Below are 11,577 nucleotides of genomic sequence, written 5' to 3' on the forward strand. Positions count from 1 at the left end.
CCCTGCCCCTCCTTAGGAGCGGGGAGCCCACAGAATAATCGATACGCCGACCAGGCAAAGCGCCGCGCCGATCCAATCGTAGAGATCCGGGACGTTTTTGTCGATCCCCCAGCCCCAGAGCAGGGCAAGGAGGATAAAAACGCCCCCGTACGCGGCATATACCCGCCCGAAAGAAGGGAAATGCTGAAGCGTGGGGATGATGCCGTACAAGACCAGCACGGCCGCGCCGGCCAGCCCGTACCACCAAGGTTTGGATTCCCGGAGCCAAAGCCACACCAGGTAGCCGCCGCCGATCTCCGCCAGCCCGGCCGCCAGAAATAAAAATATGGTTCTCATGATAGAAAAACTCCCATCAACGTTAATACTCAGCTTAAAACTATGATATAATATATAAGAAGAATATTCACAAAAAACTCGCCGGGGGAGCGTTCAGTTTTATTGATAAACACACCAAATCGATAAGAATCGGGGGGATTCGATGGCTGGAACTTCTAATACCCAAACCGCGGAACGCGCAAAAATTCCGCATGGAAAGCAGCAACCGTTAAATGCGCCGACTTCCAAGCTCAAGGTTTTGTCGCGCATCATCGTGATGCTGATCGGCGCCGGGCTGGTGGCGGTCGCGCTTGAAATCTTTCTCGTAAACAACAATATCATCGATGGCGGGATTACCGGCATCTCCATCATGTTAGCTCACCTCTTTCATTTGCCGCTTGGTATCTTTTTGACGTTACTCAATCTTCCTTTCCTGTTTCTCGGTTATAAGCAAATCGGCAAAACCTTTGCCTTCTCGACGCTGGCAGCCGTACTCGTCATGTCGGTCGGCACCGCTCTTCTCGAGCCCGTCAAACCGATTACGTTCGATCCGCTGCTTGCCGCCATCTTCGGCGGGGTCATCCTGGGAGCCGGCGTAGGCCTGGTCATCCGTGCAGGGGGATCGACGGACGGCAGCGAAATCGTGGCGATCCTCATCAACAAGAAAACGCCGTTTTCCGTCGGCGAAATCATCATGTTCATCAACGTGTTCATTCTGACGAGCGCAGGGTTCGTGTTCGGCTGGAACAACGCCATGTACTCGCTTATCGCGTATTTCATCGCCTTTAAAGTGATTGATATCACCAACGAAGGCATCGACCAATCGAAATCGGTATGGATCATCAGCGATAAATACAAAGAGATTGGCGATGCGCTGACCCAGCGTCTCGGCCGCGGCGTGACGTATCTCGAAGGAGAAGGGGCCTATTCGGGCGACAGCAAAAAGGTTATTTTCGTCGTCATCACCCGCCTCGAGGAAGCGAAGCTCAAGTCCATCGTCGGGGATTGGGACCCGGACGCGTTTCTTGCGGTTGGTAATATCCATGACGTTAAGGGCGGCAGGTTCAAGAAAAAAGATATTCATTAGCGCAAAGCATAAAGCAAGCCCGGAAGGTTACCTTCCGGGCTTTGTCGCGTTCAAATGGCGGAGCACCTGCTCCACCGGCTGCGGAGGCAGGGCGGCGATCAGGTCGCCGGTTTCCTTCAGCCGCTCCTCGATGTTCAGCAGATGGAAATCAAGCGGCGACACGTTGCTGTCCACCTCTTCCCAGTAAAGCGGCGTCGATACGGTCGCGCCGGGACGGGCACGGGGAGTATACGGGGCGGCGAGGGTTTTGCCGTGATAATGCTGCAGGTAATCGAAATAAATTTTGCCCTCGCGGTTTTTCTTCAGCCGTTCGAGCGTGAACAGGTCCGGATGTTTTTCGGTCACGAACCGGCCGACGAAATGGCCGATGACCCGGAGCTCGTCGAAGGTAATGCCCTGGTTGATCGGCACGATGATCTGAATGCCGGTGGCCCCGGAGGTTTTCGGCACCGAAGCGAGTCCCAGGGAGTGCAGCACTTTGCCGACGATGGAGGCGGCTTCCATAATGCGCGGCTCTTCCTCGCGCGACGGGTCCAGATCGATCATCCATTCGCAAGGGAGGGTGCTCCCGACATAATGCAGGGAAGGATGGAACTCCAGGGCGGCAAGGTTGCCGAGCCACAGCAGCTCGGGCAGTCCGTTCAGCACAATATAATGGATGCCGTCCTGCTCGGCCGTTTGGACGAACTCGGGCAGCGGATCGGGAGCGTTTTTCTGGTAAAAAAACTCGCCGGGCACGCCATGCGGATAACGAATCGTCGTCAGCAGGCGGTTTCGGCAATAACGGAGCAGGTAAGGGGCCAGCGCGGCCAGCTTTTGCAGATACATGGCTTTGGTGACGCCCATTTCGGGCCAGAGCGGCTTGTCCGGATTCGTGATGGGGATGTCGTGGCCTTCAATGTTGATGGTACCTTTAATCATTCGCGGCATCGGTGTACCTCCGTAGAAAATTTGTTGCCGGGCGTCCCTTTTTGGGAGCCGCCGTTCGTTAGACCGGTAGAAGACCTGCGCCCGGAAGTGGAGGTGCTTTCGGCACGAAGGGATAAATGACCGGATGATGGCCGTTTCTCATGGGTCCAGCCTGCATTCTTCCGGCAAAACGTCGACGAAAGCCTGGATGCTCGGCTGCCGGAGCGTCCCGTAGACCGTCCATTCCAAAAAATTCACTTTCACGACCCACCGGGGGCGGATCCATACCGCTCCTTTATGGCGTTCCGGCTGATTGGCAAAGGGCCTTTCCTTTTGGAGCATGCCGGCGGCTTCTTCCGTAATCCTCCGCCAATCGGCGACGCCGAGCTTGCCGGTTCCCGCGTGTCCGATGTAGATCAGCCGGCCGTCCTCGTCGTACAAGCCGAGCAGCAGCGCATTAACGATGCCGTCGCGGTAGGTGACGCCTCCGACGACCGCATTCAGGTCCATGATGTTTTTCAGCTTCTGCCATCGCTTGTCTTTGCCGTCGATCGCATAGGCGCTGCTTACGTCCTTGACCACGATCCCTTCCAGCCGGTGCTGCCGCGAAATATCGTGGAGCAGGGGAAGATCGGAATAGCTTGGCACCAGCTGAACGTGGGGACCCGGAATGAGCATTTCCTGCAGCAGGGCTTGCCGTTCGCGCAGCGGCTTCGACGTCACCCATTCCCCGTTGCAGTACAGGATGTCAAACACCATGTAAACGATCGGAATTTGCCGTACCCGGGCGCGGATCTGCTGCTCTTGGCGCAGCCCGTCCCTTTTCATGACCTGATGGAAGGAAGGCACGCCGCCCACCAAAGCGATAATTTCGCCATCCAAAATGACGGAGTCCGCTTTGCAGTATACGGACGTGTCCCACAGCTCGGGATATTGGGGCGTGCGTTTGTTCCCTTTGCGGTTGATCAGCTCCGTTTCCTCGCCGTCGTTGTATACGAGCATGCGCACGCCGTCCCATTTGATCTGGGCGATCCAGTTGTCCCCGGAAGGAAGAACGTCGGTCATGATCGGCTCGAACGGTTTTACCGGGGCAAATTTCATCTGATATCCCCCATCTTGATCCGGTTACGATACCGTTTCATTTTTCTTTGCGGTTTTCCGCCGTTTCGGCTTCGGCCCTTCGGCTCCTGCGGCCTGCTTGTCTTCCGCGGCTGCGGTTTTGGTTTTGGCCTTGGCCGTTTTTTTCGGCTTCCCGGGGTCGGTCGGAGTGATGGCGGCCGGTTTGGCGGCTTCGATGCTAGCCTGCAGGGCGGCCATGAGATCGATGACGTTCGTTTCCTGCTTGGCCGGCGCGATTTTGATTTCTTCGCCCGTTACCTTGTGTTCGATCAGCTCGAGCAGACGCGAGCGGTAGTCGTCCGTGTATTTTTCCGGATCAAAAGGGGTCGACAGCTGGTCGATCAGCATTTGGGCCATGCCGAGCTCCTTTTCGTTGACGGCGATGTTTTCGGGCAAATTCGGCACTTGCGAGACGGGGCGGATTTCATCCGGATAAAACATGGTTTCGATCGCCAGGCAATTGTCGAGCACCCGAATGGCGGCCAAACTGCTTTTGGAACGGATGGATATTTTGGCGATGCCGATTTTTCCGCTCTGGCTCATCGCTTCCTTCAGCAGCTGGTACGCGTTGCCGCCCGCCTGGTCCGGGGCCAGGTAATACGTTTTTTGAAAATAAATCGGGTCGATTTCGGACAAATCCACAAAATCCAAAATGGCGATGCTTTTGTTCGCCTGCTCGGCGATCTGCTCCAGCTCGTCCTTTTCGAACAACACGAATTTGCCTTTTTCGTATTCGTAGCCTTTGGAGATTTCCTCCCACTGCACTTCTTTTTCGCAGACGGGGCATTTCCGGACATAGGACAGCGGGCTGCCGCATTCCTTGTGCACGTAACGCATCGAAATATCCTTGTCTTCCGTCGCCGAAAACATTTTGACGGGCACGTGAACCAGTCCGAAGCTGATGGCCCCTTTCCAAACCGTATGCATGATTTTAGCCTCTCCTTCGCTTATTGATCATATCGTTTTGCAGCATGTGCTCGTTCCTTATAGTATGGGTATGTTTCGCCGAATCTATGACATCCGGGTTGAAAGAAAAGGAGAAGTTTTGCCCCAAATGACATGGTTTTTCATGAAAAGGGCATAGTAAGGGGAGCGCGAGATCATTTTATGTTTCAGGAGGCAGCGAATAATGCGTGAACATCAGGATGAAGCGAAGCTGAACGCTTCCGCGGCGACCGAAAGATACGACGAAGAGTCCCGCAAGCTGGAGTCGGCCAGTTATACGCAAAGCGGCAATGACGTGGATTGGGAAAAGATGACCTCCAAAGATCCGGTCGTGACCCATGAAACCCATATGTTCGACATCGACCGCATGGTGAATGAAGGCCTCGGCGGCGGCAATATTACGGCGGATAACGGGTATATCGGCGACAGCACGACGGATGCGATGGTTCCCGAAGCGCGTTCGGACGAGGATGCGTAATTACAAAACGATTGTTAGCGAAACATATATCGAAAGGATGATGACGGATGGACGTTAAACGCGCCATGGAAATTTACACCGACAAAGAGCATACGTTCGAAGTAAAGCTGGAAGGACAACCGGTTTGGATCGAAAACGTCGATGAGCAAAACGGCATGGCGACGGTGCAGGTCGGATCCCGGCCGACCAACACGCAAACCGTGAAAGTGGAGCGTTTGCAGGAAGGCTGACGGAATGAAGCGAAAAAGCCCGAGTGACCCGAAGCAGGGGAATCGGGCTTTTTTTGTGCGTTTGGGACTGCGTCGGAAGGTAGAATCTATTTGTCCGATTTTGCAGCATGGTAGATTCGCCCGTGGAAAATAGCGAGGTTCACGCCTAAGATCGTCATTGATCCGGCAAAAGGCTTTTGATACAATCTTCCCGACAAAAGCCTTGCGCGAGAACGATACTTCGATGGATTTTCACACCTGCGAATGGGAGGCTGCAAAAACAGTAGGATTCGGAAAGGTGCTGAAGCTGATGATGCCGGGAAATGACATGACGGAGGTTGCCGCCGGAAAAAAGGAAGATGCCGGAAGATGGCGCCCGGATTCGTATTTGAAGCAGCTGGCCGCGAAGGGGGCGGAGCATGCGTTTCGCCAGGGGACCGATTGGCCAAGCTGGAGGAAGGCGTTGAAGGAGCGGATTGCGTTTCTATTGGGCGGGTTTCCCGAACGCGCAGCGGCGCTCGATCCGGTCGTTCTGGAACGGACGGCGTTCGGCGACCATATCCGGGAGCGGGTCGAAATCACGACTTACGAGGGCTTGCGGATGCCGATCTACGTCCTGCTTCCCTTGGATGCGGATGCCAAGCCGCGGCCCGTCATCGTGGCTTTGCACGGCCACGGCTACGGCAGCCGGGAAATCGTCGGTTTGGAACCGGACGGAACGGAGCGGAGCGGGGAGCCGGGGCTGCACAAGGATTTTGCGCTGGACCTTGTAAGGCGCGGATTCGTCGTGGCCGCCCCGGAGCTTCTCGGCTTCGGCGACCGCAGGCTGGCGGAGGATCTGGACGGCGATCCGAAAAAAAGCTCTTGCCATCTCCTGGCCCTTCATTTGCTGATGGCCGGCCGAACGCTGGCCGGCTATCGCGTCTATGAAACGATGCGGGCGGTCGATTACGTGCAGACCCGAACGGAGGCGGTTGCGGATCGGATCGGATGCATGGGCATATCCGGCGGGGGGCTGGTCGCCTCGTTTGCGTCGGCGCTCGACGAACGGATCGGCGCGGCGGTCGTCAGCGGTTACGCCAATACGTTCGAAGACAGCATTTTAAGCCGCAGCCACTGCATCGACAACTATGTCCCGGGGATCATGCCGGAGGCGCGGATGGCCGACGTGATCGGCCTGATTGCGCCGAGGGCCCTTTTGCTGGAAACGGGAAGCGAAGACCGGGTGTTTCCGCGGGAAGGCGCGGTGAAGGCATATGCCGCCTTGGAAGAAATTTACGAAGCGGCGGGCGCGAAGGATCGGCTGGCGGCGGATTTCTTTGACGGAGGGCATGAAATCAGCGGCCGGATGGCTTATGATTGGCTGGAGCGACAGCTTAATGGGAGCGGGCTTTAATCGGATGTGACCGCACCTTGATGCGCTGCTGCAGAGCCTCCGGATGGATATGGAATTTTTAAAGGAGATCCCGCCAAAACCAGGCGGGCACCTCCTTTTTCTTTTCCTTATACCACCCGATCGAGCAGCGGTGTCGAAGACAAGTCAAGCCGGTACCCCTTTACAAGCGTTTCCCCGTTCCGCATGTCCGTTTCGTAAGCCCGTTCGAAGCCCAGTCGTTCGTACAGCTGGACGGCGGAAGCCATCATGTCGGAGGTGTGCAAATGCAAGGACGAAGCGCCGAGCAACACCGCTCTGCGCGCGGCCTCCCGGATCAGGAGCGTGGCGATGCCGCGTCCGCGGTACGCGGGCGAAACGGCCAACAGCCGGATGATCGGCGCGTGGATGCCCAATTCGGGTCTGCCGTAGGCTGCCTCCGAGGATAAAAACAATTGGGCGCTGCCGACGATTTCGCCGTCGAGCACGGCCACGATCCGGGCATACGGACCGTTTCCGTAGACGGAGTTTCGGATGGAATCCCGGTATTCCTCCCAGCGGGGCTGGGGAAGATCGAAGGCATATTGCTGGTAAGCTTCGAGCATAACCTGCGCGATGTTCTCCTGCTCGAATTCCTCCGCGTCGCGGATGACGATTTCGCTTGCTGCAGTCATCGGATTCACTCCTTTTATCGCTTTCTTCGAATTTGATATCCAGTATAACGTTTAAAACCAAGTAAACCTATATGAAATTATAAATATTAATGCCCTTATTAAAAAAATCAATGCTACCGTCTGAGGGGCAGGAGCCCGAACGAAAGCGGTCATCCGCGATTTGTCATGCGATGCCGGACAGGGTGAAGGGATTTTCTGCCTCTTTTGGGATTGACAATAAAATTCCAACTCCCTAAGATAAAAATAATTTATGGAAACTGCACCGAGTTAAAACCATGTAATTTTATATGAATAATAAGTATTTGATTTGTAATCCATTGGAGGTGGATGTCTTTTGAATATCGAAAATCTCGAAGCCTTTGTGTACATCAATCACTACGGCAGCTTCAACAAGGCGGCGGATGTGCTCTTTTTGTCCCAGCCGACCGTCACCGCCCGGATCCAGTCGCTGGAGCGGGAGCTGGATTGCAAGCTTTTCGACCGTTTCGGCAAACAGATTCATCTGACGGACAAAGGCAAGCAGTTCCTTCCCTATGCCCAGCAAATTCTTCAGACGTACCAAAAAGGCAAACATCAACTCCACTCCAAACGGGTCATGCCCAATGAACTGCGGATCGGATGCACCGTGTCGGTGTCCAATTATTTGATGCCTTACCTGCTCACGCGGCTGAGCGAAAGGTTTGCGGATATCAAATTCAAAATAACGACCGCCGCGACGGATGAGCTTGCCGGCAAACTGGCTTCCGGCGAGCTCGATTTGGCTTTCGTGCGCAAGATGATGAATCCCGCTTTTCAGTCCTACTCCTTTTTTGAAGATCCGATCCGTTTGTACGTTTATCAGGGTCACCCGCTGGCGATGGCCGAAAGGGCGTCGATCCGGGACATCCGGCACGAAAAGCTGATCTTCTTCGAGTGCGGCTCCCTCGATTGGATGCGAATCCACCGCGTGTTCGAGAGCCTGGAGCAGCCCCCGGGCATCGTCTATCAGGTCGACAATTCGGAGACGGCCAAAAAACTGGTGCTGCGCGGAGCCGGAATCTGCTTCCTTCCCGGTTTGTGCGTGCAGCAGGAAGTCAAAGCCGGGCTGCTCGTCCCCGTCGACATTACCGAAACGGCCGGAATCGCCCTGCAAACGAACCTCATCACGTTAACCGGCGAGCATACGGAAATCGCGGAAGCGCTTCTGGAATGGGGCGGGTGCCCGCCGGATTAAGGATTTGCATCCATGAATAGAAAAACTCTATTAGACGCGTGCGGCGAATCGCGGTAAAGTTAGTGTCAACCAATTCACACTAAACATATTGGAATTTATTAAATTGGATGACAAAAGGGGATGAGATCATGCGAAAAACATGGACATGGGCCGCTTTGCTGCTGCTTGCGGGGGTGATGGCCGGATGCGGAACGGGCGCCGGCAAAACGGCGGACTCGTCGAAGGAAGGCACCGCCGCAGCATCTTCGGGAGACGTCAAAAAAATCGTGGTCGGCACCGGGACGAATTTTCCGAAGGTATGCTTTATCGACGAAAACGGCAAGCTGACCGGCTTTGACGTCGAACTGGTCAGGGAAATCGATAAGCGATTGCCGCAATACGAGTTCGAGCTGCAAACCCAGGAATTCGCCAACCTCCTCCTCAGCCTGGAGACGAAAAAAATAGATTTTGTCGCGCATGAGATGGAAAAAAATCCGGAGCGCGAGCAAAAATATCTGTTCAACAAAGAGCCTTACGCCCACTGGCGAAACAAAATCATCGTAGCCAAAGACAATGACTCCATCCATTCGCTGGACGACTTGAAAGGCAAAAAAGTGCTGACCGGGGCGACAAGCGCCGAGGCGCAAATTTTGGAGAACTACAACAAGAAAAACAACAACGCGATCAACATCGTGTATCAAAGCGGAGCCGCGCGGGATTCGGTAAGCCAGATCACCAGCGGACGCGTCGAAGCCACGATCGGCGCCGATTTCTCGCTGCCGCTGATCGACCCGCAGGGCAAGCTGAAGACGACCGGGGACGATTTGTCCGAAGCCGACATTCTTTTCGTATTCCGCAAAGATGATCCGGAGTCGCAGAAGCTGGCCGACGACATTGACGGCGCCATCAAGGAATTGAAGACGGACGGCACGTTAGGGAAACTCAGCAAGCAGTGGCTGGGCGACGACTTTACGGCCGATTCCAAGCAATAAGCCACGCAGCGAATCGAACAAATCGTAAGGGAGGAGGGGACTCATGGGAGCGCCGTTTGATTACACGTATATTTTCGGCTATTTTCCAAAGCTGCTGTCGACGCTGGGCATGACGCTGCTGATCGTGGCAGGTTCGCTTCTGGCGGGGATCGTCGTCTCGTTTCTCATCGCCCTTCCCCGCCTGTACCGGATTCCGGTGCTGAACGGCCTCGCCAGGGTCTACGTCTCCTTTTTCCGCGGGACGCCGATCTTGATCCAGCTGTTCCTGTTTTATTACGGCCTTCCCGAAATGCTGAAGCTGGTTCATATCGACATGTCCAAAGCTCCGGTGCTCGTATTCGTCATTTTGACTTACGGCCTTCATACCGGCGCATTCATGTCCGAAACGATCCGGGCTTCGGTGACGGCGGTGGACCGGGGACAGGTGGAGGCGGCGTATGCCATTGGGATGAAGGGGTATCAGGCGTTCAGCCGGATCGTGCTGCCCCAGGCGCTCGCGATTGCGGTTCCGGTGTTTTCGAACCTTGTGATCGCGCTGCTCAAGGACACGTCGCTCGCATTCACGCTGGGCGTGATGGAAATGACGGGTAAAGCGGAGACGCTGGGCGCGCTGACGCAGCATTTTGTCGAAGCCTACATCTCGCTATCGCTGATTTATCTGGCCGTCAGCCTGACGCTGGAGAAGCTGCTGCGGATCGCGGAGCGCCGTTTACTGCGGCATGAGCAGCCCGATCCTGCGGGTCAGAGACGGTTCCGGCTGCAAAGAAAACGCGGTTACCGGCGGCTGATCGCCGGCATCGGTTCAGGCAAAGGAGGGGCGGAAGCATGAAAATCGATCCTTCATTCATTTGGACGGCTTTTACCCAACTGCTGCCGTCGATTCCCACGACGCTGGCGATTACGGCCGTATCCGTTTCGTGCGGTTTTATCATCGGCCTGATCGCCGCGCTTCTTCGGATTTACAAAGTCCCCGTCCTGGGGCAGATCGCATCCGGTTATGTGACGTTTATACGGGGCACCCCGATGCTCACCCATCTGCTGCTGATCTATTTCGGGCTGCCGATGCTGCTGGACGCCGTGTCCGTAGGGCTCGGGTGGGGATTCAAATCGACTTCCATCCCGATGATCGGCTTTGCTTTCATTTCCTTTTCGATTACGGCGGGGGCGTATATGTCGGAAGTGATCCGAGCGGGGCTGCTCGCGGTGAACCGGGGCCAGCTGGAAGCGGCCTATTCGATCGGGATGACGACGCCGCAGGCGCTGCGGCGGATCATTTTCCCGCAGGCATTGGGCGCAAGCCTGCCGAACCTGTCCAATTCCGTCATCGGCATGCTGCACGGCTCCACGCTTGCTTTTGCCGTATCCGTGGTGGAAATCAACGCGAAGGCGCAGATCGTGGCGTCGACCAACTGGAAGTTTTTCGAAGCCTATTTGGCCGCGGCCGTCATTTTTTGGGGGCTGACGCTCTTGATCGAACGGCTGACCGCGGTCATCGAGAAACGAATCAATATGTACAATCGGGGGGGAGTGGCATGATCAAGCTGACCCGTATCACCAAGTCCTTCGGGCGCCAGCAAGTCTTGAAAGGCATCGACCTGACCGTGCAAAAAGGCGAGGTGGTCGTGATTCTGGGCCCCAGCGGTTCGGGGAAAACGACGCTCCTGCGCTGCGTGAACATGCTGGAAAAGCCGAACGACGGAGTGATTACGGTCGGGGATTACACCTTGGACTGCAAACGTGCAGGCAAAAAGGACGTCTACCGGCTCCGCCAAAAATCGGCGATGGTGTTTCAGCAATACAATCTGTTCAAACATAAAACGGCGCTTGAAAACGTAATGGAAGGCCTTGTCGTCGTGAAAAAGCTGCCGAAAGAAGAAGCGAAAGCCCGCAGCATCGCGGTGCTCGAAAAGGTAGGGCTTGGCGGCAAGCTGGACGCTTACCCGAGCCAGCTTTCCGGCGGACAGCAGCAGCGCGTCGGGATTGCCCGGGCGCTGGCGCTCGAACCCGAAGTCATCCTGTTCGACGAGCCGACGTCGGCGCTGGATCCGGAGCTGGTCGGCGAGGTGCTGGCCGTCATCCGGAAAATCGCGAAGGAAGGCATCACGATGATCGTCGTCACGCACGAGATGGGGTTTGCCCGGGACGTGGCGAATCACGTGGTGTTTATGGACGGGGGCGTCATCGTCGAGGAGGGCAAGCCGTCGGAGATTTTCAACCATCCCCGCGAGGAGCGGACGAAGCAATTCCTGCAGCGGATCACGCCGGAACTTAACTATAGCATTTAG

General features: G+C 55.8%; 14 protein-coding genes. 9 read left to right on the forward strand and 5 right to left on the reverse strand.

The annotated features are described in order from the left end of the window. Positions 1-12: 12 nt before the first annotated feature. A complete protein-coding gene (locus AC27KL_RS18170; protein ID WP_373316231.1) occupies positions 13-336 on the reverse strand; it encodes a YnfA family protein in 324 nt (107 codons plus the stop codon). Positions 337-478: 142 nt separating this feature from the next. On the opposite strand from AC27KL_RS18170, the gene AC27KL_RS18175 reads away from it, so the two are divergent. Then, positions 479-1,402 (forward strand): YitT family protein, encoded by a 924-nt coding sequence (locus AC27KL_RS18175; RefSeq protein ID WP_081992286.1) that lies wholly within the window; start codon positions 479-481, stop codon positions 1,400-1,402. A 27-nt stretch (positions 1,403-1,429) separates the two neighbouring features. Here the strand turns inward: AC27KL_RS18175 and ligD are convergent, their stop codons facing one another. The 3 genes from ligD to ku all read right to left on the reverse strand — a co-directional run bounded on the left by ligD (position 1,430) and on the right by ku (position 4,357). Next, positions 1,430-2,332, reverse strand: coding sequence for a non-homologous end-joining DNA ligase (ligD, locus tag AC27KL_RS18180; protein ID WP_487170565.1), 903 nt, complete (start codon positions 2,330-2,332; stop codon positions 1,430-1,432). A 138-nt stretch (positions 2,333-2,470) separates the two neighbouring features. Then, positions 2,471-3,412 carry an ATP-dependent DNA ligase gene (locus AC27KL_RS18185; RefSeq protein WP_487170566.1) on the reverse strand — a complete coding sequence of 314 codons (942 nt, stop codon included), beginning with the start codon at positions 3,410-3,412 and terminating at the stop codon, positions 2,471-2,473. Between the two features lie 24 nt (positions 3,413-3,436). Beyond that, positions 3,437-4,357, reverse strand: a complete 921-nt coding sequence (ku, locus tag AC27KL_RS18190) for a non-homologous end joining protein Ku (RefSeq protein WP_487170567.1) — start codon at positions 4,355-4,357, stop codon at positions 3,437-3,439. 202 nt (positions 4,358-4,559) lie between these two features. On the opposite strand from ku, the gene AC27KL_RS18195 reads away from it, so the two are divergent. The 3 genes from AC27KL_RS18195 to AC27KL_RS18205 all read left to right on the forward strand — a co-directional run bounded on the left by AC27KL_RS18195 (position 4,560) and on the right by AC27KL_RS18205 (position 6,458). Continuing rightward, entirely contained in the window at positions 4,560-4,853 is a 294-nt protein-coding gene (locus tag AC27KL_RS18195; RefSeq protein WP_036709085.1) for a hypothetical protein, read from the forward strand. Positions 4,854-4,900: 47 nt separating this feature from the next. Next, positions 4,901-5,083, forward strand: coding sequence for an H-type small acid-soluble spore protein (locus AC27KL_RS18200; RefSeq protein WP_036709089.1), 183 nt, complete (start codon positions 4,901-4,903; stop codon positions 5,081-5,083). 223 nt (positions 5,084-5,306) lie between these two features. Further along, a complete protein-coding gene (locus AC27KL_RS18205) occupies positions 5,307-6,458 on the forward strand; it encodes an alpha/beta hydrolase family protein (protein WP_487170568.1) in 1,152 nt (383 codons plus the stop codon). 107 nt (positions 6,459-6,565) lie between these two features. On the opposite strand, the gene AC27KL_RS18210 is transcribed toward AC27KL_RS18205, so the two are convergent. Next, complete coding sequence (locus AC27KL_RS18210; protein ID WP_487170569.1) at positions 6,566-7,108, reverse strand: GNAT family N-acetyltransferase; 543 nt, start codon at positions 7,106-7,108, stop codon at positions 6,566-6,568. Between the two features lie 334 nt (positions 7,109-7,442). Here AC27KL_RS18210 and AC27KL_RS18215 point away from each other — a divergent pair, with 334 nt between their 5' ends. The 5 genes from AC27KL_RS18215 (at position 7,443) to AC27KL_RS18235 (ending at position 11,577) form a co-directional block, all read left to right on the forward strand. Beyond that, complete coding sequence (locus AC27KL_RS18215) at positions 7,443-8,321, forward strand: LysR family transcriptional regulator (RefSeq protein WP_339322269.1); 879 nt, start codon at positions 7,443-7,445, stop codon at positions 8,319-8,321. Positions 8,322-8,449: 128 nt separating this feature from the next. Next, positions 8,450-9,292 carry a transporter substrate-binding domain-containing protein gene (locus AC27KL_RS18220; protein WP_487170570.1) on the forward strand — a complete coding sequence of 281 codons (843 nt, stop codon included), beginning with the start codon at positions 8,450-8,452 and terminating at the stop codon, positions 9,290-9,292. 43 nt (positions 9,293-9,335) lie between these two features. Then, positions 9,336-10,121, forward strand: a complete 786-nt coding sequence (locus tag AC27KL_RS18225; RefSeq protein ID WP_487170571.1) for an amino acid ABC transporter permease — start codon at positions 9,336-9,338, stop codon at positions 10,119-10,121. Beyond that, positions 10,118-10,828: an amino acid ABC transporter permease gene (locus AC27KL_RS18230; protein ID WP_339322266.1), complete on the forward strand. Its 711-nt coding sequence runs from the start codon at positions 10,118-10,120 to the stop codon at positions 10,826-10,828. The genes AC27KL_RS18225 and AC27KL_RS18230 overlap by 4 nt, the downstream gene beginning before the upstream one ends. After that, on the forward strand, positions 10,825-11,577 hold the full coding sequence (locus AC27KL_RS18235) for an amino acid ABC transporter ATP-binding protein (protein ID WP_036709101.1): 753 nt from the start codon (positions 10,825-10,827) through the stop codon (positions 11,575-11,577). The genes AC27KL_RS18230 and AC27KL_RS18235 overlap by 4 nt, the downstream gene beginning before the upstream one ends.

The sequence above is a fragment of the Paenibacillus sp. YAE3 genome (assembly GCF_057546105.1).

What these genes read in the sequence shown, in the direction of transcription:
- AC27KL_RS18170 (WP_373316231.1), bottom strand. Translation starts at nt 336, where the DNA reads ATGAGAACCATATTTTTATTTCTGGCGGCCGGGCTGGCGGAGATCGGC.
- AC27KL_RS18175 (WP_081992286.1), top strand. Translation starts at nt 479, where the DNA reads ATGGCTGGAACTTCTAATACCCAAACCGCGGAACGCGCAAAAATTCCG.
- ligD (WP_487170565.1), bottom strand. Translation starts at nt 2,332, where the DNA reads ATGCCGCGAATGATTAAAGGTACCATCAACATTGAAGGCCACGACATC.
- AC27KL_RS18185 (WP_487170566.1), bottom strand. Translation starts at nt 3,412, where the DNA reads ATGAAATTTGCCCCGGTAAAACCGTTCGAGCCGATCATGACCGACGTT.
- ku (WP_487170567.1), bottom strand. Translation starts at nt 4,357, where the DNA reads ATGCATACGGTTTGGAAAGGGGCCATCAGCTTCGGACTGGTTCACGTG.
- AC27KL_RS18195 (WP_036709085.1), top strand. Translation starts at nt 4,560, where the DNA reads ATGCGTGAACATCAGGATGAAGCGAAGCTGAACGCTTCCGCGGCGACC.
- AC27KL_RS18200 (WP_036709089.1), top strand. Translation starts at nt 4,901, where the DNA reads ATGGACGTTAAACGCGCCATGGAAATTTACACCGACAAAGAGCATACG.
- AC27KL_RS18205 (WP_487170568.1), top strand. Translation starts at nt 5,307, where the DNA reads ATGGATTTTCACACCTGCGAATGGGAGGCTGCAAAAACAGTAGGATTC.
- AC27KL_RS18210 (WP_487170569.1), bottom strand. Translation starts at nt 7,108, where the DNA reads ATGACTGCAGCAAGCGAAATCGTCATCCGCGACGCGGAGGAATTCGAG.
- AC27KL_RS18220 (WP_487170570.1), top strand. Translation starts at nt 8,450, where the DNA reads ATGCGAAAAACATGGACATGGGCCGCTTTGCTGCTGCTTGCGGGGGTG.
- AC27KL_RS18225 (WP_487170571.1), top strand. Translation starts at nt 9,336, where the DNA reads ATGGGAGCGCCGTTTGATTACACGTATATTTTCGGCTATTTTCCAAAG.
- AC27KL_RS18230 (WP_339322266.1), top strand. Translation starts at nt 10,118, where the DNA reads ATGAAAATCGATCCTTCATTCATTTGGACGGCTTTTACCCAACTGCTG.
- AC27KL_RS18235 (WP_036709101.1), top strand. Translation starts at nt 10,825, where the DNA reads ATGATCAAGCTGACCCGTATCACCAAGTCCTTCGGGCGCCAGCAAGTC.